The 25,140-nt window shown below is 58.1% G+C and carries 32 protein-coding genes and 2 pseudogenes; 22 read left to right on the forward strand and 12 right to left on the reverse strand.

All coding sequences use genetic code 11. The features are described from left to right. Window positions 1-66: 66 nt before the first annotated feature. Window positions 67-978, forward strand: coding sequence for an alpha/beta fold hydrolase (locus BLV25_RS14795; RefSeq protein ID WP_092734740.1), 912 nt, complete (start codon window positions 67-69; stop codon window positions 976-978). A gap of 24 nt (window positions 979-1,002) precedes the next feature. On the opposite strand, the gene BLV25_RS18260 is transcribed toward BLV25_RS14795, so the two are convergent. The 3 genes from BLV25_RS18260 to BLV25_RS14810 are packed head-to-tail and all read right to left on the reverse strand — an operon-like array spanning window position 1,003 to window position 1,962. After that, window positions 1,003-1,299, reverse strand: coding sequence for a DUF7521 family protein (locus BLV25_RS18260; protein WP_092734743.1), 297 nt, complete (start codon window positions 1,297-1,299; stop codon window positions 1,003-1,005). After that, entirely contained in the window at window positions 1,296-1,619 is a 324-nt protein-coding gene (locus BLV25_RS14805; protein WP_092734746.1) for a hypothetical protein, read from the reverse strand. Before BLV25_RS14805 ends, BLV25_RS18260 begins: the two co-directional genes overlap by 4 nt. A 1-nt stretch (window position 1,620) precedes the next feature. Beyond that, a complete protein-coding gene (locus tag BLV25_RS14810) occupies window positions 1,621-1,962 on the reverse strand; it encodes a winged helix-turn-helix domain-containing protein (RefSeq protein WP_092734749.1) in 342 nt (113 codons plus the stop codon). 99 nt (window positions 1,963-2,061) lie between these two features. Between BLV25_RS14810 and BLV25_RS14815 the strand changes: the two genes are divergently transcribed. Further along, the gene (locus BLV25_RS14815; RefSeq protein WP_092734752.1) at window positions 2,062-3,021 is read left to right on the forward strand and encodes a CPBP family intramembrane glutamic endopeptidase; all 960 of its coding nucleotides are present in this window, start codon (window positions 2,062-2,064) and stop codon (window positions 3,019-3,021) included. 19 nt (window positions 3,022-3,040) lie between these two features. Then, complete coding sequence (locus BLV25_RS14820; RefSeq protein ID WP_092734755.1) at window positions 3,041-3,397, forward strand: ArsR/SmtB family transcription factor; 357 nt, start codon at window positions 3,041-3,043, stop codon at window positions 3,395-3,397. A gap of 1,813 nt (window positions 3,398-5,210) precedes the next feature. Here the strand turns inward: BLV25_RS14820 and BLV25_RS14825 are convergent. Next, window positions 5,211-6,455: an RNA-guided endonuclease InsQ/TnpB family protein gene (locus BLV25_RS14825; protein ID WP_092734758.1), complete on the reverse strand. Its 1,245-nt coding sequence runs from the start codon at window positions 6,453-6,455 to the stop codon at window positions 5,211-5,213. Between the two features lie 161 nt (window positions 6,456-6,616). On the opposite strand from BLV25_RS14825, the gene BLV25_RS14830 reads away from it, so the two are divergent. The 7 genes and pseudogenes from BLV25_RS14830 (at window position 6,617) to BLV25_RS14865 (ending at window position 11,720) form a co-directional block, all read left to right on the forward strand. After that, on the forward strand, window positions 6,617-7,156 hold the full coding sequence (locus BLV25_RS14830; RefSeq protein ID WP_092734761.1) for a hypothetical protein: 540 nt from the start codon (window positions 6,617-6,619) through the stop codon (window positions 7,154-7,156). A gap of 41 nt (window positions 7,157-7,197) precedes the next feature. Further along, the gene (locus BLV25_RS14835) at window positions 7,198-7,668 is read left to right on the forward strand and encodes a hypothetical protein (RefSeq protein ID WP_143114474.1); all 471 of its coding nucleotides are present in this window, start codon (window positions 7,198-7,200) and stop codon (window positions 7,666-7,668) included. Beyond that, window positions 7,661-7,993 (forward strand): DUF3784 domain-containing protein, encoded by a 333-nt coding sequence (locus BLV25_RS14840; RefSeq protein ID WP_092734767.1) that lies wholly within the window; start codon window positions 7,661-7,663, stop codon window positions 7,991-7,993. Before BLV25_RS14835 ends, BLV25_RS14840 begins: the two co-directional genes overlap by 8 nt. Window positions 7,994-8,022: 29 nt before the next feature. Further along, window positions 8,023-8,256: pseudogene (locus BLV25_RS14845) on the forward strand (DUF7558 family protein); the annotation flags it as partial. 49 nt (window positions 8,257-8,305) lie between these two features. Next, window positions 8,306-8,902, forward strand: a complete 597-nt coding sequence (locus BLV25_RS14850; RefSeq protein ID WP_092734770.1) for a DUF7437 domain-containing protein — start codon at window positions 8,306-8,308, stop codon at window positions 8,900-8,902. Further along, the gene (locus BLV25_RS14855) at window positions 8,899-9,408 is read left to right on the forward strand and encodes a hypothetical protein (RefSeq protein ID WP_092734773.1); all 510 of its coding nucleotides are present in this window, start codon (window positions 8,899-8,901) and stop codon (window positions 9,406-9,408) included. Before BLV25_RS14850 ends, BLV25_RS14855 begins: the two co-directional genes overlap by 4 nt. Before the next feature lie 1,412 nt (window positions 9,409-10,820). After that, window positions 10,821-11,720 (forward strand): DNA-binding protein, encoded by a 900-nt coding sequence (locus BLV25_RS14865; protein WP_092734776.1) that lies wholly within the window; start codon window positions 10,821-10,823, stop codon window positions 11,718-11,720. 211 nt (window positions 11,721-11,931) lie between these two features. Here BLV25_RS14865 and BLV25_RS18185 read toward each other — a convergent pair whose 3' ends face one another. Further along, entirely contained in the window at window positions 11,932-12,234 is a 303-nt protein-coding gene (locus BLV25_RS18185; RefSeq protein ID WP_394327132.1) for a DUF4209 domain-containing protein, read from the reverse strand. Continuing rightward, window positions 12,129-13,514 carry a hypothetical protein gene (locus BLV25_RS18015; protein WP_256335749.1) on the reverse strand — a complete coding sequence of 462 codons (1,386 nt, stop codon included), beginning with the start codon at window positions 13,512-13,514 and terminating at the stop codon, window positions 12,129-12,131. Before BLV25_RS18015 ends, BLV25_RS18185 begins: the two co-directional genes overlap by 106 nt. Window positions 13,515-14,063: 549 nt before the next feature. On the opposite strand from BLV25_RS18015, the gene BLV25_RS17000 reads away from it, so the two are divergent. The 5 genes and pseudogenes from BLV25_RS17000 to BLV25_RS14890 all read left to right on the forward strand — a co-directional run bounded on the left by BLV25_RS17000 (window position 14,064) and on the right by BLV25_RS14890 (window position 17,073). Beyond that, window positions 14,064-14,321 (forward strand): hypothetical protein, encoded by a 258-nt coding sequence (locus BLV25_RS17000; RefSeq protein ID WP_143114475.1) that lies wholly within the window; start codon window positions 14,064-14,066, stop codon window positions 14,319-14,321. Next, the gene (locus BLV25_RS14875; protein WP_143114476.1) at window positions 14,308-14,946 is read left to right on the forward strand and encodes a hypothetical protein; all 639 of its coding nucleotides are present in this window, start codon (window positions 14,308-14,310) and stop codon (window positions 14,944-14,946) included. Before BLV25_RS17000 ends, BLV25_RS14875 begins: the two co-directional genes overlap by 14 nt. A 165-nt stretch (window positions 14,947-15,111) precedes the next feature. Beyond that, window positions 15,112-16,034, forward strand: a pseudogene (locus BLV25_RS14880) (transcription initiation factor IIB). Window positions 16,035-16,111: 77 nt separating this feature from the next. Further along, window positions 16,112-16,624, forward strand: coding sequence for a winged helix-turn-helix domain-containing protein (locus BLV25_RS14885; protein ID WP_092734786.1), 513 nt, complete (start codon window positions 16,112-16,114; stop codon window positions 16,622-16,624). Further along, window positions 16,621-17,073, forward strand: a complete 453-nt coding sequence (locus tag BLV25_RS14890; protein WP_092734789.1) for a hypothetical protein — start codon at window positions 16,621-16,623, stop codon at window positions 17,071-17,073. Before BLV25_RS14885 ends, BLV25_RS14890 begins: the two co-directional genes overlap by 4 nt. A 79-nt stretch (window positions 17,074-17,152) precedes the next feature. On the opposite strand, the gene BLV25_RS14895 is transcribed toward BLV25_RS14890, so the two are convergent. The 4 genes from BLV25_RS14895 to BLV25_RS18020 form a co-directional block, all read right to left on the reverse strand. Next, the gene (locus BLV25_RS14895; protein ID WP_092734792.1) at window positions 17,153-18,472 is read right to left on the reverse strand and encodes an RNA-guided endonuclease InsQ/TnpB family protein; all 1,320 of its coding nucleotides are present in this window, start codon (window positions 18,470-18,472) and stop codon (window positions 17,153-17,155) included. A 133-nt stretch (window positions 18,473-18,605) separates the two neighbouring features. Next, entirely contained in the window at window positions 18,606-19,364 is a 759-nt protein-coding gene (locus tag BLV25_RS14900) for a DUF3307 domain-containing protein (protein WP_092734795.1), read from the reverse strand. Continuing rightward, the gene (locus BLV25_RS14905; protein WP_092734798.1) at window positions 19,361-20,023 is read right to left on the reverse strand and encodes a SatD family protein; all 663 of its coding nucleotides are present in this window, start codon (window positions 20,021-20,023) and stop codon (window positions 19,361-19,363) included. Before BLV25_RS14905 ends, BLV25_RS14900 begins: the two co-directional genes overlap by 4 nt. A 341-nt stretch (window positions 20,024-20,364) precedes the next feature. Continuing rightward, window positions 20,365-20,493 carry a hypothetical protein gene (locus BLV25_RS18020; protein ID WP_256335750.1) on the reverse strand — a complete coding sequence of 43 codons (129 nt, stop codon included), beginning with the start codon at window positions 20,491-20,493 and terminating at the stop codon, window positions 20,365-20,367. Between the two features lie 150 nt (window positions 20,494-20,643). Here BLV25_RS18020 and BLV25_RS14915 point away from each other — a divergent pair, with 150 nt between their 5' ends. Next, on the forward strand, window positions 20,644-21,525 hold the full coding sequence (locus tag BLV25_RS14915; RefSeq protein ID WP_092734801.1) for a biosurfactant protein 1: 882 nt from the start codon (window positions 20,644-20,646) through the stop codon (window positions 21,523-21,525). 111 nt (window positions 21,526-21,636) lie between these two features. Here the strand turns inward: BLV25_RS14915 and BLV25_RS14920 are convergent, their stop codons facing one another. Next, window positions 21,637-22,026, reverse strand: a complete 390-nt coding sequence (locus BLV25_RS14920; RefSeq protein ID WP_092734806.1) for a winged helix-turn-helix transcriptional regulator — start codon at window positions 22,024-22,026, stop codon at window positions 21,637-21,639. 142 nt (window positions 22,027-22,168) lie between these two features. Here BLV25_RS14920 and BLV25_RS14925 point away from each other — a divergent pair, with 142 nt between their 5' ends. The 5 genes from BLV25_RS14925 (at window position 22,169) to BLV25_RS14940 (ending at window position 24,327) form a co-directional block, all read left to right on the forward strand. Further along, a complete protein-coding gene (locus BLV25_RS14925; RefSeq protein ID WP_092734809.1) occupies window positions 22,169-22,417 on the forward strand; it encodes a SelT/SelW/SelH family protein in 249 nt (82 codons plus the stop codon). 35 nt (window positions 22,418-22,452) lie between these two features. Then, entirely contained in the window at window positions 22,453-22,707 is a 255-nt protein-coding gene (locus BLV25_RS14930) for a glutathione S-transferase N-terminal domain-containing protein (protein WP_092734812.1), read from the forward strand. Next, window positions 22,704-22,913, forward strand: coding sequence for a hypothetical protein (locus BLV25_RS17005; protein WP_143114477.1), 210 nt, complete (start codon window positions 22,704-22,706; stop codon window positions 22,911-22,913). The genes BLV25_RS14930 and BLV25_RS17005 overlap by 4 nt, the downstream gene beginning before the upstream one ends. Before the next feature lie 3 nt (window positions 22,914-22,916). Beyond that, window positions 22,917-23,291 (forward strand): DoxX family protein, encoded by a 375-nt coding sequence (locus tag BLV25_RS14935; protein ID WP_092734816.1) that lies wholly within the window; start codon window positions 22,917-22,919, stop codon window positions 23,289-23,291. A gap of 109 nt (window positions 23,292-23,400) precedes the next feature. Then, window positions 23,401-24,327: a bile acid:sodium symporter family protein gene (locus tag BLV25_RS14940; protein ID WP_092734819.1), complete on the forward strand. Its 927-nt coding sequence runs from the start codon at window positions 23,401-23,403 to the stop codon at window positions 24,325-24,327. 1 nt (window position 24,328) lies between these two features. Here BLV25_RS14940 and BLV25_RS14945 read toward each other — a convergent pair whose 3' ends face one another. Beyond that, on the reverse strand, window positions 24,329-24,667 hold the full coding sequence (locus BLV25_RS14945; RefSeq protein WP_092734822.1) for a Zn-dependent oxidoreductase: 339 nt from the start codon (window positions 24,665-24,667) through the stop codon (window positions 24,329-24,331). 163 nt (window positions 24,668-24,830) lie between these two features. Between BLV25_RS14945 and BLV25_RS14950 the strand changes: the two genes are divergently transcribed. After that, entirely contained in the window at window positions 24,831-25,139 is a 309-nt protein-coding gene (locus BLV25_RS14950; protein ID WP_092734880.1) for a winged helix-turn-helix transcriptional regulator, read from the forward strand. Window position 25,140 lies beyond the last annotated feature (1 nt).

Consider the following 25,140-nt stretch of genomic DNA (forward strand, 5'->3'; position numbering starts at 1 on the left):
ACCAGGTTGCGGTTCTATGGTTGTAGCACAGATTCCGAACACGATTATCGCTTCAAGCCGCTACTAATGTCAGCTACAAAAATACTCCCGAATACAGATGCATCGTTGCTAGCCGATTACGATGTAGAATCCATCTATCGTACCGTTAACGACGTCCAGCTACATATCGTTACGGCCGGCGATCCTGATGCTCCACTCGTCATCCTACTGCACGGGCACCCTGACTTCTGGTACGGCTGGCGCGACCAAATCATTTCGCTGGTTGAAGCCGGTTTCCGTGTCATTGTTCCCGATCAGCGAGGCTGTAATCTGAGCGAAGCTCCCGACGGAGTTGAGGCCTACAGATTATCAGAACTATCAGCCGACGTTTGCGAATTGATCCACAGCGAGGGTCGGGAATCGGCACACGTTGTTGGACACGACTTTGGCGGATTCGTCGCTTGGAACGTAGCACTCCGTCAGCCATCCATCGTTGATCGGCTCGGGATTTTAAACGTTCCACATCCGACAGTGTATTGGGATACGTTGAAATCTAGCCCTCAGCAGATTGCCCGGAGCTGGTACGTCTGGTTGTATCAGTTACCGAAGCTACCCGAATGGATGCTGAGTCGGAACAATATGGACAATATGGTTGCATCGCTTGAGGTAACATCAAATCCTGGCACGTTCGACGAGGAAACTATTGAACGCTACCGTGCAGCTTGGCGGCATACTGGGGTTCACCCACGCATAAACTGGTATCGTGGGTTTCGTCGATCGGAAAACCCATCTCACGACACCGTTACCCAGCCGACATTGATTTGTTGGGGGAAAGATGATATAGCACTTCTTCCCTCAATGGCTAGAATGAGCGTCGATTACTGCGAAAACGGGCAGCTACGGATGTTTCCCAACGCATCACACTGGGTACATTTTGAACGTGAGGAAGTAACTGAAGAGCTCCTCCATCACCTTTCGAAAAGTAGTTCACCATATTGATTTGAGCCTCGGTAACAGAAACTACTATGTCAGAATAATAGCATACAGCACGACACACAAGCCGATAACAGTCACGAGACCCCGTACGAGCAAGACAATCCCGTTCCCTGCTCCAGTCATATCAGCGAGCATAACAGCCACATAAACACCCGCCGTTAACAGACCAATACCGACGGCAAGCGCCCGCATCTTCGCGGAGCCATTGCGTCTGTACCCACGATAGGCCAGCGTAGCGACAAACAGTCCAACGAGAGCAGTCACACTACGGGTTATCGAAACAACACTAAGCGGTTCCATTATCAGCAAACTGTCTGCTATCATCGCATCTCACCTCCGTACACGGTCCACAGGATCGTCCCCAGTCCGAATAGCTCACAGCCACTGACGAGTATCGACCGACCGACGGTCCCGATGTCGGTTGCCGTCGGTAACCCCACGCGAAGCAATTCTGGGACCGTTATCAAGAAGATGAGACCGACTGCGAGCCAAAGCATCCCGCGGTGAGCCGGTCCTTGACGGTAGCCACGAATCAGAACCACGGCGATAGTCAGTGAAAGCACTACCGAGACCACCGAGAGGACGAGCACGCCGATCGCTATGAACGGGGCTGTCCCAGTCGCATCCAGCTGTAAGAGAAACATTTCAGGACAACCCCTCGAACAGATCTGTGAACCGATCGGCAGGATCGGTAGCCGAACGTGTCACTGCTACTTCGTAGCCCCCATCAGCGAACGTAACAGTGACGGTCTCGACAATGGCTGCGTACCGCTTGTAGTGGTGACCGTCGGGATCAAGTTCCTGCTGTTCGGTCACGAGGTCTGCTTCCTGCAACCGGTTAAGACGGCGGTATGCCGTTGCATCGGACATCTCGCAGGCCGTACAGAGTTCATCAACTGACATCGGTTCAATTGTGAGGTGAGCGAGGATTTCTCGGGCGTACTCATCGTCGAGTACCGCCAGGACAGCATCCTCGTCCTCGTCCATATGTATGCCAGATTCGGGTACAAGTAAAAAACCCGCCACAGCTTCCGGGTCAGAAGCCGTGCCTGGGTTGCTACTTGTATCCGTCTTCTTGGGTCGTGTATGTCGTTACGATCGACGGTTAACCGCATACTACCGACCACTCTACGTCAAAGGCTCCTCCAACTTCTCTGGCCGATCTGGAACGCTGAACAACGCCGACTGCGTGCACCGTTCCGTGCGCTCCTGCCGACGGTACTGACCTTTATTTTCCTTGCAATTCTCCAGACCGCGATACGGGCCAGATTCGAGCATCCAGTACGAGAACTACTCGAACTGACTGGCATCGCCGTCATCCTCATCGGTGCAGTTCTTCTCAGTGCACGAGTCATCGACCGACGCCCCGTAAACGGATTCGGACTCTCGTTCGACCGAGAGTGGTGGCACTCGTTTGCTGTTGGAGGGCTTGTCGCCACGGCAATCAACGGTGGTGCACTCATTGTGTCCCTCGGTACTGGCTGGGCCACGTTCGTTGGCGTAATGCACGGCTCCGGCGATCTGCCGTTCGTGCCCGCGATGGGTATCGTGTTCGGGTATATCGCTTTCGCAGCCGCGTGGGAGGAGTTTATTCTGCGTGGTGCGATGGTGACGAATCTTGCGGAGGGCTCGAATGGGTTCGTTCCCCGGTGGATGGCTGTGGGACTCGCGGTGACGCTCAGTACGCTGGTGTTTGCGTTTCTACACGGCGGGAAAATAACGCATTTCAGCCAGTATGGGTACTACCTGATCGCTGGGCTGGTACTGAGTGGAGTATACGTTCTGACCGGGGAGCTCGCTCTCAGCATCGGATTTCACGTGTTCTATAATTTCACACAAAGCGCGATATTCGGACTGGGACATTCACAGCAGACGCCCGAGCTCTTCGCCGTTGACATCATTGGCCCATCGCGTTGGGTCGGAGAAGAGGGTCTCGTCTTCGTCGGCTTCGCCATCATCGGCGGGCTGGTACTAGTTGCGTATATTGGCTGGCGTGACGGGACACTCGAACTCGACGACCGCGTAACCAGCTACACTGGACGATAACTCACACCAATCAATACCGATGCCAACTGCATTCCCCTACCACACCCCTGTCGATCACACGCCCCGTCAACGAACGAACGTCGTCGTTGCCAACGAGCGGCAGACTGACGTGCTCCAAGCGGTCTCTTCGGACACTGCTCAGCAGATACTGGCGACGCTTGACGACGATCCAGCAACGGCCTCAGACATCGCAGAGGCTATCGACACGTCCATCCAGAATGCTAAGTATCACCTTGATCACCTCTGCGAAGCCGACCTCGTTGAGGTAGCAGACACGTGGTATTCCAGAAAAGGTGTCGAGATGACCGTCTACGCCCTCTCAGTAGAGGATTTAGTCATCCAATTCGGGGACTTCATCCCGGAAACATCACAGTGAGTCACTGGTACCGTATTTCCTTTTCCCCGAGCTCTATTGAAATCCGTTTTAGATAACTTCGATTGTGAAATAGCTAGTTGATGAAATATACATATCAGCCGGGAGAAAATGTTACAGAGGACGGCTCCGTTTCCGAAACCGTTGTAGGGCATACAGCCCAGCAATATAGTGGGTCATCGGATTCAGGAACAGGACGGAACCGATTACGGAAAAGACGGCCCCGCCACCGACCCAGAGCCACGGAGTCGGGTTCCAAGAGTGATCCAATTCCTGAACCGAGCGTGTTTCTTGATACAACGAGTAATAGAAGATTGGCGTAAGCAAAAGAAACGACCCGCCAAAAAGAACCCACACCGGTGCTGGACCTACCGTGATACGATCACCTGAAAGAACGCCAACGAGCGACCAGACAACGTTGAGTACGGCAACACCTACGAGAGCGTACCACCACCGAGTTCGTTCCATAGTAGTTTTCTTTCATCGCCCGACATAAAGCGTGTTAAAGAAACGTTATCCCGGTGTTCAGCAGATATTATTGACCGGCGACTCAGCAGCTTCGTGCTGTTTTTGAGTAAGATCGAACTCAGCGCCTCATATCCCTCATCCCACAAAATCGCGGCCCATAGCGCTCTACGAAGACCGTTCGAAAGCGTCGTAGATAGACCATCTTTACCTGTCGCCACCCTCATCGGTTAACCTCTCACCAAGCGGGAGCAACCTCTCTTGCGTCGATAACATTCGTCTTGAACGAGTGCGATGATCGTGAGTACAGTGAGCCAGATGACGACGGCTGATGCGGCACCCATAGACCACTCGGAATCGGTCGTTGGTCGGCTAATCTGACCGGGAAGTAGCTTTGAAGAGATGGTGGTCAATGTCCCACGCGAGGAGAAGACTGAGGAGTACAGCCAGGACGCCGAGTAAGGTGAGAAGTGAATGCTGTGTAAGCGAGAGTGGGATACCAACCGCGAATAGTACCCAGCGTATTGACGCTCGGACATCTCCGGATCGGTAGTGAGTCACAATCGATGGCACAAGCAGGATTCCACTGATGAAACCGGCTATGACGGGTGTTGGAACGGCTATTCCTTCTACCGACAGTACAGGGAATTGAGTGATAATCAAAGCTCCAGCTGCGATAAATACGATGAGGACTCCAGAACCGAAGATAGTGGACCGACTTGGGGACACGTACGGGCACCGGTCGAGCTTCCAACGACATAGAGGTTGCCTTGAGTCACCTCTACGTGCTAGAAAAGAATAGTCCTCCTCGTTAGCTCTTGTACAGAGGATCGGGCCTTGTTTAGACGCGGAACCAGCCTATTTATTTCGACAATGACACTGTGAATCACCTGCACAGTTAGTCTGCGAAGTGACCATCAGAAGGTTAATGTCTGGTTCAGGACCAGTTTAATCCGATGAATGTAACGTACCATTTCGGGTTGTTACTCCTCATTTTTGGTGGGTTCCTTGCCCTCAATAGTACAGGACTAATTGCGAGTGTAGGGATTGGAACATTATTTATTGGCACGTTCATCGGTGTACTTGGTCTGATTCAATCCGGTTTGTCCGAATCAGAATGATCTAACGAGATCAGATAAGTACGCCCCCTGTACTGAACAATCTACGGTCGGTGCTTCCGGTTTTGTACGGTTGAATCAACCGTAAAATCGCGCTTGTGTATTGAGCGGTTGCTGATCGAAAAATTGGCCCCAAAGACTATTTCTTGTTCCGGTAAACTACGCTACCCTACTCCCTCGGCGCTCTGCGCCTCGGTCCTTGAGGGTAGGGCTTTGATGTGGACTCCCGGCAATCAGTCCCCAGCAATAGGCTGGTAACCCTCGCCGTTCACTATCCCACCAGTTATACGCACGTCTACTAGTGCGTCTCCGCCCCCCGACTTGGGCGAGGAACGGAGTCTGTGTTTCCGCTGTCGGGCATAGCGGAGCCCGATATTCTTCGCTGCATTGTAGTCCGCGTTCACCTCGTAGCCGCATTTCTGGCACTCGAAGTGTTCTCCGTGACGGTTCGCTTCGTGCGTGAACCCACAATCCGTCCGAGAACAGCGCTGGGACGTGTGGTTCGGCTCAACCTCCTCCACGGAGACACCCTGTTCGGGCGCTTTGTACTCGACGTACTCGATAAGACGTCGGAACGCCCAAATATGGTGCCACTTCGCGTCCGGAAGCCGCTCTCGAATGTCGGTCAACTCCTCGAACACGATCACGTCGCAGTCGTGTTCGACGGCTTCCGTGACGATCTCGTTGGCAACCGTGTGGATGTACTGTTTCCGCCACGCTTCTTCACGCTTTCCGAGACGAAGCAGGGCGTTGTGTGCGGCTTGCGTGCCGCGCTGTTGCATCTCACCACGCCGCTTCTCGAACTCGCGGCACCAGTGGTCGTAGTCGTCTCCCTGCCAGAAGCGACCGGTTGAGGAAACGGCGAGGCTGTTGACGCCGAGGTCGATACCGAGGACTGTTTGGTGCTCGGTATCTGCTGAAACCTCGGACTCGTCGTCATCATACTTCCGGGTTGTAATGTGGAAGTAGAACTCGTCAGTCACCTCGTCGTATTGCAGCGTGCTCGCTCGGAACTCGTACTCCTCCGAAAGAACGTACTGTTCGTAGGGTGTTGGGCTGTCCGCCGGGAGTTCAAAGTCGCACTCAACACGCCCGTTGACGGTTGAGAGCGAGACGTTGTTCCGGTAGAACGTGGCGCTTCGCTTATCGTAGACCATGCTCCACGAGGTGAACTCCGGTTGGCTCACCCGCTTGCCCTGTTTCCACCGTTCGACGCACCCTTTCGTCGCGTGGACGGCGCGTCGGATGGCCTCTTGAACGAGGTTGGCAGTGAGATCAGTTTCGTCCCGCAGCTCCGCGTAGAGTGCGTCTCGCGCAGTCGAGTTCGCAGTGATGCAGTTCGTGTGGGAGTCGGCGTCCCAACAGAACTCGGCAGCACGATTCGCACAGTAGAGGAACTGTCGCGCAGATTCGTGGAGGTCGTCGCGCCGCTCATCGGGAACAACGAGTTTGACCGGCGCAGTTCGACGCACCTCCATATTTCAGATTATTACTCGACGGTTCTTATAGCTTCGGGAGTCGGGCAGCTATTGTCGTGCGGTTACGTCGTCCGTTGTCGGGTTCCTCTCCGACCGACTCGTTCGCGACACTCGCTCCGTGAGGTCGGAGGCTCCACCTCGAATTATGCTGAAGTCCGAATATGTTGCCCTCCCCTCCGATAACGCTTCGAACGGCTTGTAAACAATACGGCCCCGGCCGCCTCCCCAAAGCTGACCGACCCGACATTGGCGCCGGATATGCAGCTGCTTCGGCAGCGGTTTTCGCAACCGTGCTGTTTGGTATCGTGCTGAGCGTTTCCGCCGGACGGGGGACGAGCGGTGAATGGATCTCAAGCTTCTTGTTTCCCGCTCTCGCGCTCCCGATCGTCGTGCCTTCGGCATTTTTCCTCGGCGTCGTCGGCTGGCGGTTATCGCCAGCATCGTCCTCAATTACCGGAATCATCGCCGGTGGGGGAGGAGCAATAGCAACGTATCTCGTATCGCTCGTCCTCATCGGAGGAGTACTTACCGTCGGATCTGTATTTTCGGCGAGCGGTGCCACTCCCATAGAAGCTGTTGAGTTCTCGGTGAGTCTCGTCGCGCTCGCGTTTATTCTCACGTGGTGGATAACCATCCCGGTCGGCTGCCTCTCCGGAGTGGTGTATATGAACGTGACCGAGAAAGCTGTGAACGCCACTTGACCGAACGGTTCGTGTTAGTTCATAATTGCTCAACAATGGATTTGGATCTGAGTACGGGCTCAGCCCTCCGGGCAGTACTCGTCGGTCATCGACGCAGTCGGTTTCTGTGGGCACTCAAGGGTCTCCTTGCTCTCTCGGTCCTCATTGGAACGTTCGGTGCGTACGCGCTCGGGGTCTTCCGGGTGTCTGGTGGTGTGATTGTCTTGCCGGCAGCGGCGACGCTCGTCGGATTCGTCGTCGCCATCGGCGTCGGTGCTCGACGGAGTGGACTGCTCGTCGCGTGGCTCAACCTGTTTGCCGCCTACATTGGCTTTCGGGCCGACTGGGCGATTTTGGGCTTTTCGAGTCACTCGATCAGCGAGAAAATTATGTTCCTCTTCGATCCGGTCGGACTGGGGATACTCGGCGTCGCCACCCTCATCATCGGCACCTTCGGATTCACCGTCGGATATCTCAGTCGGTTGGGCATCAACCGACTCGGTAGGCGGACGGGGTTCAGAACCAATGACTGAACAAGCAGTAACTGCGATCGGAGCCGGTATTTTCATTGGTATTCTCGGTATCCTGATCAAGTACGTCGGCGTGATGGATCTGATCGCTGGATACGATCCTGAGACGGTTACGGACGAAGAGGGGCTGGCTGACTTCGTCGGCACCAACGCGCTCTATGTTGCCGCTTTGACGATCTGTGTCGGTATTCTGGAACTCCGGTCATCGGCAGCTGACAGCGAGTGGTACTGGCTCGTGTTTGTGGTCGCCATCGCAGCTATCGCCATCCGGATGGTACGCGGTGCCCGCCGTTTTGAATCGACTTCCGAACGGGACAAAACCAGCTGAGAACGAGGGTATCAGACGGCGGTTCTCAGATCTGTGTCGACTGCGCGATTCAGACGGAGCCGGATCCCGACGAGCGCGATCACGTCGCCTGTGACGGCTGCGGGCTAGTCGTCGACACGCTCGCGGCACTCACCCGGTTCCGGGTCGAACTGGGGCATTTGGAAGGCCCGTTGCAGTTGTGCGCCCGCTGTAGTCCGGGTGGCCTCGCGACGTACTGGACGCGCGACCTCGAGGAATATCTCGTCGCGACGCCGGCGGAGTGACCCCAACACTCTTTACTGATTCGCTGTAAACTGTAATCAAGACCGAATCGTGTCACGCACCTCAAACCGCGCCGACGGCGACATCGTCCAAGATTTCCTCTCGGTCGCTGACCTCCTCGAGGAGCCACAGCTCGCCCAGCTGTACGCGTATCTCGCTCGGGAGGGCGAGGCGACCGTCCAGGACGTGATGGACGACCTCGAGCTCGCCCAGGGCACTGCCTACAGCTACGTCAACCGGCTCGTCGACGCCGGCGTCGTCGACGTCACCGACGACGACCAGCCCCGCCGGTACGCCGCCCGAGAGATCGATCTGACCGTGACGACCGCCGCAGGCGACCGTGAGTACACGATCACGCCGGCGCTGATCGACGCCGTCGGCCGCCGCGAGACGGACGCCGACATCGACACCTACATCGACCGCCACGGCGTCGCCGGCCTCGCGACCGCGCTCACCTACGCCGTCGCCCGTGAACGCGGCGAGGTGACCCACCGGCTGATGGCGGAGGACCTCGACATCTCGCCGCTGGCTGCGGAGATGATCCTCCAGGCGCTCCGGCCCATCGTCCACGAGCACTACGACATCGAGGAGGCAGGGGCAGGACTCGACGAGTTGGACATCGACGGCGACGCGGCTGACGACGCGTGAGGCGGCTCCACATCGCCGACGCCGGTCTGTTTGTCGCGATGGGACAGCCGTCGAACAGTCGGTACCAGGCCGTTCGGCGGTTCGCTCGCCGGAACGACATCACCTTCGTCCTGCCCGAACGGGTGTACGAGGAGCTGACCGTCGACGATCCCGATGTCGAGGACGTGCCGGTCGACGCCGCGATCGACGAGGGCTGGGCGACGGTCGCGGCGCCGCTCGAGTTCTCCGAGCCTGTCGTCTCCCGGGCGATGGACGGCGTCCAGCGGTACATCGCGAACGCCGATGACCGCCCTGCCGACGAGGTCGAGCGGGCCGACGCCGCCCTCGCCGCCCTCGCTGCCCAGTATCTCAGCGCGGGGACGGCGACCGAGGTGTACATCTACACGACCGATATCGCGGCCGGTGAGGGGGCCGAAACCGTCCTCGCGAGCGAGGGCTACGGGGACTCGGTGACGTTCGTGAACGGCTTCCGGTTCATCGAGGACCTGGTCGCCGGCGACAGCTGACTGAGTGCTAGGCTGATTCGGTGGGAGAGGACACTCGAAAGCCTTCGACCGTTCACGGGCGGCGAAGCCGCCCGTTAGCTCGGGAGAGCGTTGCTCTCCCGTTGCTCGACGTCCCGCGACCGCGCGAGACTACGTCTCGCTGGCCCTCGTTCGCTTTGCTCACGAGAACGCCGCTGCGCGCCTCGTGCCTGCGGTGCTTGAGGGGTCGGGGAACGGCTGAGGCGTCCTCGCCCGTTCTGAGTCCGCCAGGACGGTGACTGGCTGGCCGAGCGACGTAGCCAGCTGGACAGGTGTGTCCGTGACGGCCCGCCCCGCTCGCCGCTGCCGCCCTCCGCGTCGCTCACAATCAATGAGCGCGTTTCCGAATCGTGCAGCTGTGACGCTAATTTCTAATAGATCCTGATGCAGCCGGATCGATTTCCCGGTGTGTGAATCCCGTACGTTCGGGGGTGACTCCTCGGGTTGCGCGCGCTCCGGCCGGCAGACCGTTCCTGCCGAGCCCGGGCTTTCGCGCTTCCGTTGCGTCTGGCGACGGACGGGGCACGGTCGCGGGGCCGGGTCGGGCCGAGTGCAGTCGCCCGATACCGGACTCACCCGCGAGCGGGCCTGCGAGCCCTCGGCCCGCGACCGGGTTTCGACCGGGGCCGGACGACTGCATCTTCACCGGCCGTTGCGTCGGCGCTCCCTCGATGCGGTCGCGCCGACGGACGGCGGTTCAGACGTGGCCGCCTGCGCGGTCCGGGTCGGGCTGCTCGCCGCTCGGGCTATCGCCCTCGTCCCGATTTACCACCGGGCTGCCGCGGCTAACGGGGGTTCGCCGTGCTCACCCCGTTATGCCGCGGGTCCGGGCGTTCCTCGGGACCGGCTGCGCGGCCTGCCGGGTATGCGCTCGAACTCGTTCGCGACGGGCTGCGCTGCCGCGGGCGTGCCGCACGGGGCGGGCGTGCCGCGCGAGGCGTTTCCGTTGCGTCTGACGACGGACGGGACAGGCTCGCGCGGGTCCGGCCCCGCACGGGTCCCGCGGTGCTCGCCCTCTGCGTCCCTCGATGTGGCCGTATGCGAGGCCGTTCACCACCGTATACCCCCCGGCCGTGCCGTCTCGGCGCCGCGCGTTGCGTCTGGCGACGGACGGCGCGGCGCCGACCCGCGGTGACCGGCTGGGTATACGGCGGTGACCGCGCGCTCACCTCGAGGTTCACCCCCGCACTCGTCTGTGTGGGGAGCCGTCGGTGCCGCGCCGCGCCGGACAGAGTCCGGCGTGAAGGCGCGGCGCGGACACCTCGGGGACGGCGTCAGTCGGTGACGAATGGTCGACGCCGTGGCTAGAAAGTGTGGGTTCGTGAGAAATCCCGCGGGTAGGGTCGCGGGAGCCGGCGCGTGAGCGCCTTCAGTGGTACCTTGGAGAAATACCAATGTCTAGTAACAACGCTAGCGGAAAGGTCGTTACGGTCGATGAACAGGCATTCGAGAAAGCGGGCGGTCAGGCGGTCGATGAAGACGGCTTCCCGGTCGTCGATGAGACGCCGGAGTTCGAGGCCACGGTCGAGCAGGAGACGCAGGCCAAGGTCGATGCGAACCACCCGGATGGAATCGCGGACACGAGCGAGGACCGGATTCACGGCGTCACCCTCGAACAGGAAGAGCGCATTCGGGCGCGGGAAGCCGAACTGGAGCGCATCAGTATCCAGGCCGAGCTGGGAACGCAGGAGGGGCGCGAGCAGCGCACGCGGGAGGTCGTCGCGCTAGGGAGCACGCAGCGCCAGCGGGAGTTCCAGAAGCGGGCCGCGAGCGTGGACCCGATGGCCGACCCCGAACGGGATGACCCCCGGGCGGAGCTCTCTCAAGATGAACTGGCGACGGTGAACACGGAGGGGGACCGACTCGCGACGCGGTTGGACGGCTGGTCGCGTGCGGCGGTCAGTCGACGCCTGACCGAAGCGGTCGTCGACGGCACAGACATAACAAGTGCGGTCGTGCGGGTGTTCGAGGAGTTACAGACGGCGCCGGGACAGGTAGTTCCAATCGGGAAGCTCGAGGACGTCGATCGCAAGGAAGTGAGCATCGACGGGCGTGTTGAGACCCTCTGGGATCCATCCCATCCAAGCATCGCTCAGGTCGGACTCATTGCCGACGACAGTGGCCAAACCCGGGTCACCATCTGGAAGGCCTCGGACGCGCCGTGGATCGCCGAGGGTGAACGCGTGCGCATTCACGGGGCCGCCCGGAACTGGTACGAGGGGCGTGTCTCCGTGGCCGTCACCGGCTGGACGACCATCCACTTCCCAGAGCGCGGCCGTTGGTGGGAAGCATAGCGAGCTGACGCAGTCTTCTTTTTTTGCTGGGTGCCGGACCGACCCAAGCCCCACCGCCCCACCCTCCGCTCCGTGCTCGCTCCCTGCGGTCGCTGCGCGCGCAGCCACAACCTCAAATTACCAGAGCGGATTCAGCTACACAAATGCGAATAGAGAATATGGAAAAAGTCAGATCTGGCAAGTCTGTCTATTCCATCCTAGGTCCTAGTCGTTAGACTTCACGGTACTCAGCGTTGATTCTAGCACCTACACGGAGTATGTCGAATATAATAGTGGAGACCTGTGTGAAATTGGCTTCCGAGTATTTGAGCTGTCCGTGCGCGACCTTGTTCCGAAGGTTGTGTCCAGAGGTGTTGGTATATCGATATTGTAGATACTTTCCGAAGTTGAGGTCGATGTCTTCCTCGATTAATCGAAAAGGCCTCCAAGCCCTTTCTGCTCGTAGACTGTACCTTGGTTCTTGGTTACGGCCTTTCCCACTTCTTGGTATAAATTTGCGGTGATGCTTTCTAATCGGGGTATGGCAATGTGAATTGATTCAGCGTATCTTCCCTCGAAAAGGTTGATCAGTGCGTCTGTAAGGAAGGCCTCGTCTTGGATTGATACGCCAGGAATGAGTGAGAGAACATTATAGAAATCTGCTTCGAATAACTTGTTCTCGTCAATCAACTGATGGAGAGCTACAGCTAATACATAGTTGGATACCTCCATACCGGGAATGTAACTTGACGGTGCTTTCTCTCCTTCTTGGCCGAATCCAGGTTCAGACCCAACAGAATCACCTTCTCCAGAAATCACATGCCTCGGAAACATATTGGCAGCAGGATGCTCTTCCGCTATTTCTAAGGCCTTCTCAAAATCTCCTTGCCCGACCGGCGAATAGAGCAGCATAGCGAGTGCCTCCCAAGAACTACTCTCTTTTTTTGCTTGTTTGAACTGATCGACGATCCTGAAGACGTCTTCGCTGATATCGATTTCTTCTTCTCTTCGAGGCATTTGCTTAATACCCTCTTTGTTCAGTTTACGGATCTTGAGCCGCCAACTGTTCTCTTTTTCATCAGGCAGGTAGGATTGGCAGGTTGCAACTGCTCTCTCCAGGATACTTGCTTTTATCGCACTTTTCGCAGATCTCTTCTGCTCGAACTCGTCTTCGTACGACTCAATCATCCGGGACTGTTCGGAGGAAATGTCCTCCTCCAACTGATTTTTAATTGTTATCTGGTATTCGAGAAAGTCCCGTTCTGAGGTGTAGTTCTTGTTTTTCCGTTGCTGGGTCGCCCAATCTTCAACGAGATCCAGAAGAGAACTAATACCATCGTTGTCCATCGCGTCCAAGTTCTCCAGCATTTTCTGTACATAAGTCCGGAATTCCCCGAGGAGAACATCGCTCTCACCGTAGAAACGGGTGTGAAGAAAATCAAGCACTTCGCCGAATTCAGTTGTAGGATCGAATCCGCTAAGATCTTCCCTATACTCTATAGATTTCAACAACGAATAACTGGCCACGCTATACCACTCGTTCTCCAGCGCCAGTTCGTGGAGATCATCAAGAGCAGTTAATGCGATCCGGATCCCATTTTCAAAGTCTTCGTGACCGGAACTCTCCCAGACATCAACCGCCTCTATCAAATCAAAGACCGGGTGATCACTGGGCAAGGCCTCTAACTCTTCCTCAACCATATCCGAACAATCCAAATCCGATTCTAAGCCTTCCAGTACTCGACGAATATCCCCCTTCAAATGATAATCCTTCTCAGGATCCACATCCGCCTGCCCCAACTTATCCGAGATCATTACTAGAAATTCAAAAAATAGATTGATAACATCTTGCCTATCCCAAGACCACTGAGTGAAGATGAGGACTTGGAGGAACACATCGATAGAGGAGATTAGGAAAACCCAGGCAGGTGCTAGGGAACATCGAACAGGTCGATTTAACACCGATTTCGAGGACTCGTTCAAAGCATATTCTCCCAGTATACCCTCCAAGAAAGCCATATATGTGACTTACAGGAGTTCATCTGAGAAGTCATAGAGTATGTTGGGATATGGTAAAACCAAACACAGATAAATGGGTAACAAAGATAACAGTTGATACATCATTACTCGATAGAAAGTTGATTTTGATACAGATTTTTCGGATTTCACCACGCAGGATAGCGATTCATAGATGTGCTGTTAACTGCTTTCTGAAGGCCTCTAACGAACCTTTCTGATTCGCTATCTCAATCTCCAGTCTATGGATTTTGTCGGCCCGTTCTCTGTGGCTCCTTATGTTTCTTCTCTTGTTTTCGGGGGCTCCAAAAATAGAGTGTTTATGCCTGTGAGAAGAGCAGTCCTGCGATGAAAAAGAGCAGGCCGAGAAAGAAGAGGATGATTCTGTCCCCTATCGGCACTGCGGGGATAAATATCGATGTTAGAATTGAGCCTGCTCCGATGGCTACTGAGGCTGCTGTTCCTGATACCAGTGGGTTTCCTGCCATTGTTCCAAGACAGTATTTGTTTGCGTCTGTATTGTATTCAGATTATTATGTATCCCCGAATCTATTCCTAGTTGCTCCGAATATTGGAGTAACAAGATTTGATTATGACAGGGGATAGTGACTCATATTCGCATCCTGCGAGGAAAGTGGATCTTGAAGAGTTGAAACAGGTAGCTGTTGAGAAGCATAGAAAGGTTCCAGCTGTCACTCGGCGGATGGTGGCTCCAGAGTTTCCAGAGGTAGACCCGGCTACTATTGGACAGAATCTAGATGATTTGGTAGATGCGGATGAGATTCGTCGTTTCAATGATGGTGATGTAAAACTGTGGTGGTATCCGAGGGAGAATGAGGAAGGTGGCAGTGTTTCTTATAACGAGTTGTTTGATGATTCGATAGATTTTGATGAGATTGAACCGGAAATGGTTCCGAGGGATTTAGCGAAGGAGATCGCTTACGAGAAGCTGCCTTATTATGACCCAGGAAGTCTGTGGCGTGATATCGCTAGAGCGACACAGTCCGGAATTATGTTTTCACTCGGTCTTATTATTGCGGCATTCGGTGGTGCGATATCCGGTTCATTTGGTTTGACAGAGGAGACCTACTTGCTTGTGCTGCAGTTGGGCGTTGTTGGCGCATTATTCACAACAGGGATCTACGTGGCGGCTGCGGTCCTGGATATCTTAGCCTCCAGAGAGCACATCAGTCGAGATCCCTTCCCACAGGTAAGACAGTTCTTCAGGTAAGTTACGTGTGGAACTCCGTTAGTCCTAGATAGAACTGTTCTAAACATCATCAAGGCCACTCCGCAGAGTTTCTATTCAGTGTGGTACAGCCATTTTGAGTAGTTTCTTTTTGCCCCTCAATGGGTGAGGGGCTCGCAGTACTGGCGAATTCCCTCAGAAACAACGATGGGAACTAGCGACAGCTACGACACGGACATCGACGACGGCCGAGTGGAGTCGATCGCGGACCAGTGTCCCGAGTGCGACGGCTGGGTCACCACGAACGCGGTCGAAACGGTCTGCGAGGACTGTGGCCTGGTCATCGACGAACAGCGTATCGATCACGGGCCGGAGTGGCGGGCGTACGACGACGAGGAGTGCGAACGAACGGGCGCTCCACTCACTGCGGCTCGCCACGACCGCGGCCTGTCGACGGAGATCGGTCGCGGCACCGATGCCAAGGGGAACGAGATCTCTGGGCAGAAGCGACGGCGACTCGCACGGATGCGTCGTGAGCAGACCCGTGGTCGCTGGCGCTCGAAAGCGAAACGGAATATCGCACACGGGTTGGGCGAAGTGCGTCGGTTGGCGAGTGCCCTCGAGCTCTCCGATTCGGTTCGCGACCAGGCGTGTCAGCTCTTCCGGAGCGCCCAGAACGAGGATCTGCTTCGAGGCAGATCCATCGAGGCCATCGCCGCGGCCAGCGTCTACGGTGCCTGCCGGTGTAACGGCCTGTCGTGGTTAGTGGATGACATCAGCGAGATGGCCCGCGTCGCGGAGTCACGGGTCACGAACGCGTACAAAACGCTGAACGAAGAGCTTAGCCTCCCCGCTGAGCCCGTCTCCCACAGTATGTTCGTGCCGCGACTCGCCTCAGACCTCGAGTGTCCGGACGAGATCCGACAGCGGGCCCGAACGCTCGCAGAGCAGGCCGAGAAGTGCGGCGTGACGACGGGCGTCCATCCGGCCGGGTTCGCCGCGGCCTGCCTCTACAAAGCGGGGCAAGAACAGAGACAGTGGGTGACGCAACTGATGTCGCGGAGAGCGGAAACGTCACGCCAACGACTGTCCGGACGCATCACGAGACGCTAGAGGAACAAGTAGTCTGACGATGCCCCTGTACAAATACTGCCGTTAGATATATTTCTCAGGAAATTATTTGTTTCTCGGCTGCGTAGGACCCAGTATGACCGAGACGTGGGACGACGTCAACGAGCAAGTCAAAGTAGACTGGAAAGAGGATACCACGCCATTCGAACGGGTGTACGAAATCGTCGAACAGACTCACGACGGGCAGTCGGCGGCCGAGATCGCTGACCGGGCCCTCGTGAGCGAGCCGACGGCACGTCGCCACTGCAAGACGCTCGTGAACACCGGGTTCGCCGAAACGGAACAGGACGGCCAAACAACGCTGTACAAGCGAAACAGCGACCGGATCTTGATGTCCCGGATCCGTGAGCTCCGTGAGGAGGCCACTCGGCCGGAGTTGCTCGACAGTATCCAAGACATGAAGGCCGAAATTCGGCGCTACGAGGACCGCTACGACGTGGTGTCTCCGGAGGAACTCGCCCAGCAACTTGACGCCGACGAGACGGACGGCTGGGACGACCTGTCGGCGTGGCGAACGACGCGGCAGAATCTCGCCGTCGCACAAGCCGCGCTCGCCTACGACGAGGCCAGCCACCAACTCGCCGTATGAACGGTACCGACCGCGCCGGCGAGTTCGGGCCGATCTATCTTCCGGCGCTCCAGCGGATTCGTGACCTGTGGCTCGAACTCGAACCGCTCGTCGACGCCACGGCGTACGATGACGTCGTCGCCCCCACGGAACTGCAGATCAGTCTCAGCGATGGGCTCGGCGACGCCAAGAGCGCCCGGCTCGATATCCAGTGGAGCGAACTCGGAATGTATTCGTTTCACTACGTCGATAGCGACGACGTCAACTGGCGCTTCGAACGCCACCCGAATACACACTCCCCCGAGATCCATTTCCACCCGCCGCCCGAGGCCGCGACGACGGCCGCCGAGCCGTCCTGTATCGACGTAACCGAGGTCTCACTCGTGACGCGTGCCGTCCACACAATGTGGCGGGCAGCGTACGAAGACGACAACGTCGACCAGCTGAATAGCGCATCAAACCCGCCGTGAGGCGGCATTAGCGCATCGTTCGGTCACCCACATCGATCCGCTGTTCGCGAACGGCTTCGACCCCGACCCTGCAAGTGAACTACCCCTGCCTACTCGTCGCCTTCGGCGGATCCTTGAGGCAGGGGCTTCCTGTTTCTACGACGCGCTTTGGAGACACATCATCGGTTGGTGCCTCAGTATCCCTAGGGAGCGCAGTCTCCGCAGGCGTTGATTCGGCTATGCCCTGACCTACTGTCATCGTATGTACTTCAACTCCAAGTTTCTCCAACCCGAGACGTTTGATTTCTAAGGCTGCGTTGTAGTCTCTGTCAGCTTCGAACCCACATGAGGGACACGAGTGTTCACGCACCCAAAGTGGTTTATCTGTCTCACACCCACATTGAGAGCAGCGTTTCGTCGTGCCTTCTGGTGGTACCTCGATGACGTAACACCCGTTTTTCTTCCCGTGGCGTTTGAATGCCTGAATCGTTTGCCGCCACGACATCGCCGCGACGTTCCGACTGTTCCTAGCATCTTCTGTCATCGCTTTCACGTCCAGGTCTTCAAGGAAGACTGCGTCGTACCTCGTTGTGTATTCGTGGGCGAGTTTCTCTCGGTAGTCTTCACGACGGTTGCGTAACCGTTCATATGCCTGAGCGAGTTTCTGCCGGGCTTGCTCCCAGTTGTTCGAGCCGTATGTTTTCCGGGAGAGATCACGGTGACGGCGTTCAATGCGGTCACGGTCACGCTGCTCGTCAAGTGATTCGAACGAGTGACCGTCTGAGTCGTGAATGAACTTCGTGATGCCGAGATCAATCCCGACTGTATCTGCCGGGTCAATATCCTTGACAGCCGGTTTGTCCGGGTATTCCGGGTCGTGCTCGACGACGATGCTGACAGTCCAGGCACCGGTTTTCTTTTTCTTCAGGATGACTTGTGTAATGTCTCCGTCTTCGGGAAGTGGGCGGTGGTAGTTGAGGTGGAAGTCACCGATTTTGGAGAAGTTCACGACCGCGTGCCCAGCCCGGTCCGTGTTATGATCCACGTCGAAACCGGACTGGTTGTACACGATGCTACGGAACTCTCGCGGGGGCTTCCACTTCAATCGGCCAACATCGTAGCTTCGGGCTTGGAGTGATTCAAGGACGCTTTCGCTTTGTTTGATGCGCCGGATAGCCATTTGTAGGCACTTGGAATACACGTCCTTCCACTCTGGCCACCGTTGTTTCCATCCGTTGGGGCCGGTGAGTTTATTCTGCATTTCTGTATAGGATGGTTTATCGTAGCCGGGTCGGGGACGGTATTCTTGGGTGAGAGCGTGGTTGTACACTTCCCGGCATATCTGAATATCGCTCCACGCAGCGGCGGCTGTCTGCTCGGAGTCCGGCGTTGCAGCGTACTTGAACGTCTCCTCAACCACTACTGGTTTGTGGGTTGTTCATCACTTGAACATTCGGAAAATCAGAGAGCGCACGGCTGTATCCCCGCCCTACTCGCTCCCGTTGGTCGCTCCTTGAGGACGGAGACTTAGCCTGTAAGAGTTAATCCGCCCGTCAAACGAGGACCGACACCAGCCCGACGAGCGCGATGGCGACGAGTATGCTGGTGAGGGTCCCGACGAGGAAGTACTCCGCAAAGGGCTGTTTCTTCAGTTCCTCGAAGCGGGCGATCGACTTCGCGGCCACGACGAGCCCCACCGCGCCCCACAGCCCGGCCACGCCGAGGAAGAGGATAATCCACCGTTCGAGGCTTCCGATGAGCGACCCCACCTCCAGTTCGTCCTCCGAGCCGGGGATCGGATCCGCATCCGGGAGCACGCCACGGACGATGGCGTTCCCGCCCTCGTGGGCGAACACGAACACCGCGAGGTACACCGCTCCCGTGGTCACCGTCGCCCAGGGGAGCTGCGTCACGCCACGAATCCCGGTCAGCAGCGGTGTGAGGCGCCAGACACCGGGAGCAAGCAACGCCCACCCAGCGAGGATGACCAGAAGATGGGCTAGCTGGTCACCGAGAAACAGAAGTGCTGATCCGCCGCTGCGCTCGCGGAGCTGTGCCGAGACGGCGTCGATTGGGAGATGAAGCAACCCGATTACGGCGACGACCACCACTGACTGGACGGTTAACAGCGGTGCGAATACGGCCGCGTGGACGAGACAGACGATACCCCAGTGGGTGAGTAGCGGCCGGAGGCGGTGTTTGGCCATCGCCAGAGCGTCGGTCTGGAACACGAAGTCACCGAGGACGTGGCCCAGCACGAGCAGCGCCAGTGCGGTCCCCGCCGGGCCAAGCCCGGTCAGCCACCCGCTCATACTCGTTCCTCGTCGAGCGCCGTCTGGAGCCGCTCCCCCAGCGAGGTCTCGGCGTTCCGTACCTCCTGGACGTGCCCCGCACTCAGAGATTCACTCACCGTGGATTTCGAGACGCCGAAGCGCTCAACGACGCGTTTCTGGGTGCCTTCCTCCTTGAGGGCTCGCGCGAACTCGGCCTGCCGATCCGTCCAATCTTCACGGACACATTGCACCAGGTCGAACATCGCGTTGACGTGCGTGATCAGCTCGCTCGACCAGCCATCGACGCGGACCCACGCCCCCGCGTCCTCGGCCGCTTCGATCGCCTCTCGTGCCCGGTGGAAACATGGTCCATCCATCCCGATCGCCTGCTTCGGGTTCAGCTGCGTCTCCAGCGCCCCGAGTCCGATGCCGAACCGGAGTCGAGCCGGGTGGAACTGATCGCTCACCGAGACCACCGCTTCGACGGCATCGGTCGCGTCTCTCAGGAGCACCTGGAACTCGTCGCCCGTCGTGACGGTGAACTGGGAGGCGATGGAGCTGTCCGGGAGCTCGTCGTTCAGGGAGTTGACCACCTGCTTGAACTCCCGCTGTGCTTCGTTCCGATTCGTGAGCTCCCGAGACCCCCGGATGTCCCCGATGACGGCCACGAACACGGCGTTGGCTTGATTCTTGGGCATTTATTCGCCTCCAGTACCGAACCAGGCGTTGGTTCGGCTTTCCCACCGAACTCGGATGAGTGTTGTGGTTCGTAATATGTTCGCCTATATGGGCGAACTAATCTCGAGTTCGTCGGGAATGGCGAACAAAAATGGTCCGGGGGGCAGGACAGAAATGCTCGGCTGCGACCGTCCCGATCGGTGTGTCAACGGGTCAACTATGTGTGCCAGGCTGAGTGGACGGATCATCGACGAGCCTGACCGATTCGTCACTACCGTGCCACTCGTCGACGAGATCGACCTGGTCGTGAGCATCCGTCACTGCCGAAGCTAGAAGGGGCTCGTCCTCAAGGTCGTTGGATTCACTCGATGAGTGCCTCGTGGCCGACTTCTTTCAGCGAGAGGCCGTGTTCGCTTGCGAACTTCCAGAAGCGTTCGTATTCGTCTTCGGTCAGTTCCGTTTGAACGTGCTTGATGTCGTTACTGCTCATAGGGACCCCCAGTTGCTACTCCCATCTACTTGCTTATGAAAATAAGATGTTTATATGGCGTAGTTTATCGCCCATACTCAAACGGGAGACGGAGCGAACTACTGGTCCTGACGTTGAAGTACGTATCCGGAACAAACCACGCACCAATCGATGCGTGATCGCTATCGAGATTTCGAGGACCTGCGGCCGACCGGCGAGGCGTCACACATTCCGGACGAGAAGCTCACCACAGGATGTGACAGTGACCTTCGGCGACACCGGGTTGCAACGAACACGGGAGGCTACCCCGACGAGCCAACCGCCGTCGGCGGCGAGTGCCGGTCCTGTGGGGCGTCAGTCCCAGACGTCCAGACTAAATGCCGGTTCTGTCTCAGCAATCATCTCGGAAGTGACGCCGCTAGCACGGACGAGTCAGCGTCGACGACGGTCCTCGGCATCGTCCACCTGGTCGTCGATTCGACCACGTTCTACGGTGCCGTCGCGAAGGGCGGCGCCGCGGCGACCCTCCTCTCTGCCAACCAGGCGGGGCCGGCCGTCAAGGACTCCACGCTCATCTACGATCTTGACGAGACGCCGGCGCGCCAGCTGACCGAGCAATGGCCCTCACTCCCCGACGCGGTACAGGTGGCGTCAGAGGAGGGAGAGCGGCTTCTCAGTGCCGCCCGTGACCGGGCTGGGTGGCACGGGCAGCGAGCGTCGGAGCGACAGGAGCAGGTTCCGACGCGATTTTACGACCAGCGTGGGGACGGCATCCGGGACGCGTCGCGTCTCGACGCGGTCCTCGACGACGCCGACGACGCGGTGTGGCTGCTTCCAGCGATGGCGCTGACCGAATCCGCTGACGAAGCTGCGGCTGATCGCCAGGTGCCGTCGGTACCGACGACGCAGGAACTCGACTGCCAAACCTGTGGACGGGCGACCGACCATCGGTTCAAGACCCAAGAGTCGGTCCCGGATGAGGCGTGGACGGGACAACCGATCTGGGAGTGCCGGGTGTGTGGCTCGGCTCGCTACGGCCCCAGTCTCGAGTAGCGCAGAGCTGGAAGCATCGATTAACCAACACAGCCAAGAAGTGACGAGTACGTTGGTTAATCGAAATCACTACTAGCGTCTCATCAGTCAGCTCTGTAAATGAGATTTGGCTCAGCAAACAGATTGATCTTGATCTTCTGTGGGCCGGAGATACGTCTTCCCCCACTCCTCGAGTGAGTCGATGACTGGCTCTAAGGACTGACCACGTTCAGTGAGCGAATACTCGACGGCGACGGGTTTTTCGCTCACGACCTCCCTGTCGACGAGTTCCTTCTCTTCTAAGTCCTTGAGGCTCTGTGAGAGCATTTTGTTCGTGATGCCACCGACTTCCTCGCTGAGCTCGTTGAACCGTAACGCTCCGTGTTGCAGGAGCCGGTGAACGATGACGGGGTGCCACTTCTTGCCGATGATGTCCATCGCACACGTGACTGCACACCAGTCATCGCCCGCGCACCAGACCGCCAGGCACTCGTCTTCTGGGACTCCGCCCGAATCACTCATAGACGTATCTCGAACGGCTGGATTGAAAGGAGTATCTCTTCGATATGTTGTATACAAACGAAACCACGGTTTCGCGTATGAAACGTCGTTTCGTAACATATACCTGATACTTATCTGCGGGGCGGCCGTTGGTCGAACTGCAATGACGGAAGTCAACATCGAATACTGCGTCCCGTGCGGGCTCCGTGATCACGCGGTGGAAACGCAGGAAACGCTACTTGACGAGTTCGGGCAGGATCTCGATGGCGTTCGACTGCAACCCGGACACGGCGGCGTGTTCAAAATCCAGGTCGACGACGACCTCGTCTGGGACAAAGACGAGCATAGGGGCGACATCGACCTCGAGGCCATCACTGAGACCATCCACGACCGAGTTCACGCCCACGCCTGAGCCCGCTGACTACATAGCCCTCCAGTCACGCAACCATGTTAGAACTCTACCAGGCAGAAGGGTGTGGATACTCAGCGAAGGTCCGCGAGGCGCTGACCGAACTCGGCGTCTCGCACGTCATCCACAACCCCCGCTCTGCCGCCGGCGAAACGCGCAACGAACAGACCCACGACCACCTCCGAGCGCTGGGCGGCGAGGATCAGATCCCGTTCCTCGTCGATCGCGAGCGCGACGTGACGATGTACGAATCCGACGACATCGTCGAATATCTCCAGGAGCACTACGCATGAGTGGTGCCGTCGAGGAAGACTGTCCGGTCTGTAACTCCTCGCAAAGCGCAAAAGAACAGTTTGCGACAGCGAAGGTCGCCGAGCATATCAAGGAGAAAGCGCGCCGGGACGACACCCACCGAGTATGGGTCAAGGAACACACCACGAACGGCACGCTCTCTGAAATCCGCGAGGCACTGACGGAACATAGTCGCCCCCAGAATTGACCGATGAGCCACGAGACTGAGGAAACTGACCTCGCCATCGGACAGCACCTTCGGCCACTCCTCCGGTACGGAATGGCGGGGCTCCTGCTGGCCCCCGGCGCGAGCAAGTTCCTCACCTACGGAACATCGGTCCGGTTTTTCGAGTCACTCGGCCTACCGGCACCATCCATCCTCATCCCGATCGTCGGCGCACTCGAACTCGGCGCGGCGGCGCTGTTCCTCATCGACAGATCCGCGCGAATTGCGGCGCTTGTCACGGTGCCGATCATGGTCGTCGCCGCTGGAACGGCCGGCCCGACGTGGCAGAATGTCGGCGTCCTCTCGGCCGCACTCGTCCTGATCGCCTTCGACACGCCGGAGGTACGCCGGTACACATAACCGCCCGCCGACCCCCTAACACATCTCTCGACGGGCACCGTTTGAGTCCGGTTACGAATCGATCGGGTTTCCTACCCATAGAGTGTTGCGTCACCACGGGATAACGTCGATGGCACCATTCTACGGACGACTTCAATCGCTTTCGGCCCTCGTCGAAGACTACCTCCTCGTGTGGATTCTGCTCTCGGTCGCCCTCGGGCTCACCGTCACGGACCTTGCCGTCGTGACCGGCTTCTCGACGGTCATTCTTGCGGTGATGATCGGGAGCATCTCGTTGACGCTCTCCGTTGAGCAGTTCAGCCAGATCGGCGGCCGGGCGGTCGCGCTCGTCCTGCTGGGTCACGCAGTGATGCCCGTTTTGGCGTTCGGCATCGCACGAGGCCTCGGGCTATCGCCCGAGCTGACTGTGGGGTTCGTCGTTCTCGGAGCCGTGACGCCGGAACTCGTGACGCCGGTGATGACCGAACTTGCAGGCGGCGATACAGCGCTCTCGACGACGGCCCTGGTTGTCATCGGCGTCGGGAGTCTCGGGTTCGTTCCCGCAGTCGTCACCGTGCTCGCTGGGGGCGTGACCGTTCCGACGCTGCCGATCGTCGAACAGCTCGTCGTAGCGGTCGTTGCGCCCATGTTACTTGCCGTCGGTCTGCGAGCACGGTGGCCCGAGCGCGTCGGCGCGTACGACGCTCATTACCCGGGCGTCTCCGCCACGATGGTGGTCCTGATCATCGGCGGTGTAACCGCCGCGAACGCCGCAGTCATCCGCTCGAACCTGGGACTCCTGGGAAGTGTCATTGCAGGCGTAGTGGTCCTGAATGGGCTCGGATACGGCGTGGGCTTTCTCGTGAGTCACCGTGCGGAGCGAGCCACTCGTATCGCGTCAGTTCTCTCCGTCGGGATGCGCGATTTCGCAGTTGCGGCCGCACTTGTGATCGCGGCCGGCCTCCCGACGATCGCGTCGCTTCCCGCGGTCGTCTTCGGCGTGGTCGAGATGACGACGAGTGCCGGGCTCGCCAAGTGGTTCGACCGAAGGGAGTGAGTCAGTCTGATTCGACGTCCAGCCGGTCGGCGAACCCGTCTTGGAACATCTCCGCCATCCCGTCGGGTCCAGTGACGGTCAGAACCGTTTCCTCGTACGGGGGCGAGACGGCGATTTCGTATTCGGCGAACGCACAGCACTGCAACTCGTTCGACGTGAACTTAGCGAGTGCTTCGAGTGACTCGTCCGTTCCGTCGAAGCGAACGACCACGCCGTTCTCGTGTTCCTCGTACCCGAGGTAGTGATCGACGAGGCGAGCCCGAACGTCCTCCCGCCGTTCCGCTTCTTGTTCCTCGGTGAGCGTGCACGCGACCTCGCGCTTGGAGTTGTTCTGACTCATAGTGCGTGCTTACTTTGAATGCGGAACTATTTATACTGTCAACTCCGAAGTATTGGATAAGGTCTGGTGAACGAAAGCTATGGCAGAAACCCCCGACTCAGCGACTGAAACGGCCGACTCGTCGTCTCCCGGACACGACTGCCTCTGTCCACTGGGTGGTGTGATGGACCTCCTCAGCCGCCGGTACGCGATGCAACTCGTCTGCGTGGTCGACGCGATCGGCCCGGCCCGCTACGGCGACATCGAAGCGACGTTCGAGGAGGTGAGCAGCTCCACGCTCTCGACGCGACTCGAGGAACTCGTCGACGCCGGCATCCTCTCCCGTGAGCAATACGACGAAATCCCGCCACGGGTCGAATACGAACTCACAGAGACCGGTGAAGAACTGGGAGAACGTCTGGAACCACTGCTCAGGTGGGCCGAAGAAATCGACGAGACGGAACTCGCTACTGGCCAGAGTAAGGAGAGGTAAC

This window comes from Halopenitus persicus, from assembly GCF_900107205.1.
GTDB lineage: Archaea > Halobacteriota > Halobacteria > Halobacteriales > Haloferacaceae > Halopenitus > Halopenitus persicus.

What these genes read in the sequence shown, in the direction of transcription:
- BLV25_RS18015 (WP_256335749.1), bottom strand. Translation starts at nt 13,514, where the DNA reads ATGATCTCGGATAAGTTGGGGCAGGCGGATGTGGATCCTGAGAAGGAT.
- BLV25_RS14875 (WP_143114476.1), top strand. Translation starts at nt 14,308, where the DNA reads ATGACAGGGGATAGTGACTCATATTCGCATCCTGCGAGGAAAGTGGAT.
- BLV25_RS14830 (WP_092734761.1), top strand. Translation starts at nt 6,617, where the DNA reads ATGTTGCCCTCCCCTCCGATAACGCTTCGAACGGCTTGTAAACAATAC.
- BLV25_RS18260 (WP_092734743.1), bottom strand. Translation starts at nt 1,299, where the DNA reads ATGATAGCAGACAGTTTGCTGATAATGGAACCGCTTAGTGTTGTTTCG.
- BLV25_RS14930 (WP_092734812.1), top strand. Translation starts at nt 22,453, where the DNA reads ATGTTAGAACTCTACCAGGCAGAAGGGTGTGGATACTCAGCGAAGGTC.
- BLV25_RS14945 (WP_092734822.1), bottom strand. Translation starts at nt 24,667, where the DNA reads ATGAGTCAGAACAACTCCAAGCGCGAGGTCGCGTGCACGCTCACCGAG.
- BLV25_RS17005 (WP_143114477.1), top strand. Translation starts at nt 22,704, where the DNA reads ATGAGTGGTGCCGTCGAGGAAGACTGTCCGGTCTGTAACTCCTCGCAA.
- BLV25_RS14820 (WP_092734755.1), top strand. Translation starts at nt 3,041, where the DNA reads ATGCCAACTGCATTCCCCTACCACACCCCTGTCGATCACACGCCCCGT.
- BLV25_RS14925 (WP_092734809.1), top strand. Translation starts at nt 22,169, where the DNA reads ATGACGGAAGTCAACATCGAATACTGCGTCCCGTGCGGGCTCCGTGAT.
- BLV25_RS17000 (WP_143114475.1), top strand. Translation starts at nt 14,064, where the DNA reads ATGAAAAAGAGCAGGCCGAGAAAGAAGAGGATGATTCTGTCCCCTATC.
- BLV25_RS14950 (WP_092734880.1), top strand. Translation starts at nt 24,831, where the DNA reads ATGGACCTCCTCAGCCGCCGGTACGCGATGCAACTCGTCTGCGTGGTC.
- BLV25_RS14795 (WP_092734740.1), top strand. Translation starts at nt 67, where the DNA reads ATGTCAGCTACAAAAATACTCCCGAATACAGATGCATCGTTGCTAGCC.
- BLV25_RS14920 (WP_092734806.1), bottom strand. Translation starts at nt 22,026, where the DNA reads ATGAGTGATTCGGGCGGAGTCCCAGAAGACGAGTGCCTGGCGGTCTGG.
- BLV25_RS14815 (WP_092734752.1), top strand. Translation starts at nt 2,062, where the DNA reads ATGTCGTTACGATCGACGGTTAACCGCATACTACCGACCACTCTACGT.
- BLV25_RS14940 (WP_092734819.1), top strand. Translation starts at nt 23,401, where the DNA reads ATGGCACCATTCTACGGACGACTTCAATCGCTTTCGGCCCTCGTCGAA.
- BLV25_RS14915 (WP_092734801.1), top strand. Translation starts at nt 20,644, where the DNA reads ATGCGTGATCGCTATCGAGATTTCGAGGACCTGCGGCCGACCGGCGAG.
- BLV25_RS14865 (WP_092734776.1), top strand. Translation starts at nt 10,821, where the DNA reads ATGTCTAGTAACAACGCTAGCGGAAAGGTCGTTACGGTCGATGAACAG.
- BLV25_RS14805 (WP_092734746.1), bottom strand. Translation starts at nt 1,619, where the DNA reads ATGTTTCTCTTACAGCTGGATGCGACTGGGACAGCCCCGTTCATAGCG.
- BLV25_RS14810 (WP_092734749.1), bottom strand. Translation starts at nt 1,962, where the DNA reads ATGGACGAGGACGAGGATGCTGTCCTGGCGGTACTCGACGATGAGTAC.
- BLV25_RS14840 (WP_092734767.1), top strand. Translation starts at nt 7,661, where the DNA reads ATGACTGAACAAGCAGTAACTGCGATCGGAGCCGGTATTTTCATTGGT.
- BLV25_RS14900 (WP_092734795.1), bottom strand. Translation starts at nt 19,364, where the DNA reads ATGAGCGGGTGGCTGACCGGGCTTGGCCCGGCGGGGACCGCACTGGCG.
- BLV25_RS18020 (WP_256335750.1), bottom strand. Translation starts at nt 20,493, where the DNA reads ATGAGCAGTAACGACATCAAGCACGTTCAAACGGAACTGACCGAAGAC.
- BLV25_RS14935 (WP_092734816.1), top strand. Translation starts at nt 22,917, where the DNA reads ATGAGCCACGAGACTGAGGAAACTGACCTCGCCATCGGACAGCACCTT.
- BLV25_RS14885 (WP_092734786.1), top strand. Translation starts at nt 16,112, where the DNA reads ATGACCGAGACGTGGGACGACGTCAACGAGCAAGTCAAAGTAGACTGG.
- BLV25_RS14890 (WP_092734789.1), top strand. Translation starts at nt 16,621, where the DNA reads ATGAACGGTACCGACCGCGCCGGCGAGTTCGGGCCGATCTATCTTCCG.
- BLV25_RS14825 (WP_092734758.1), bottom strand. Translation starts at nt 6,455, where the DNA reads ATGGAGGTGCGTCGAACTGCGCCGGTCAAACTCGTTGTTCCCGATGAG.
- BLV25_RS14905 (WP_092734798.1), bottom strand. Translation starts at nt 20,023, where the DNA reads ATGCCCAAGAATCAAGCCAACGCCGTGTTCGTGGCCGTCATCGGGGAC.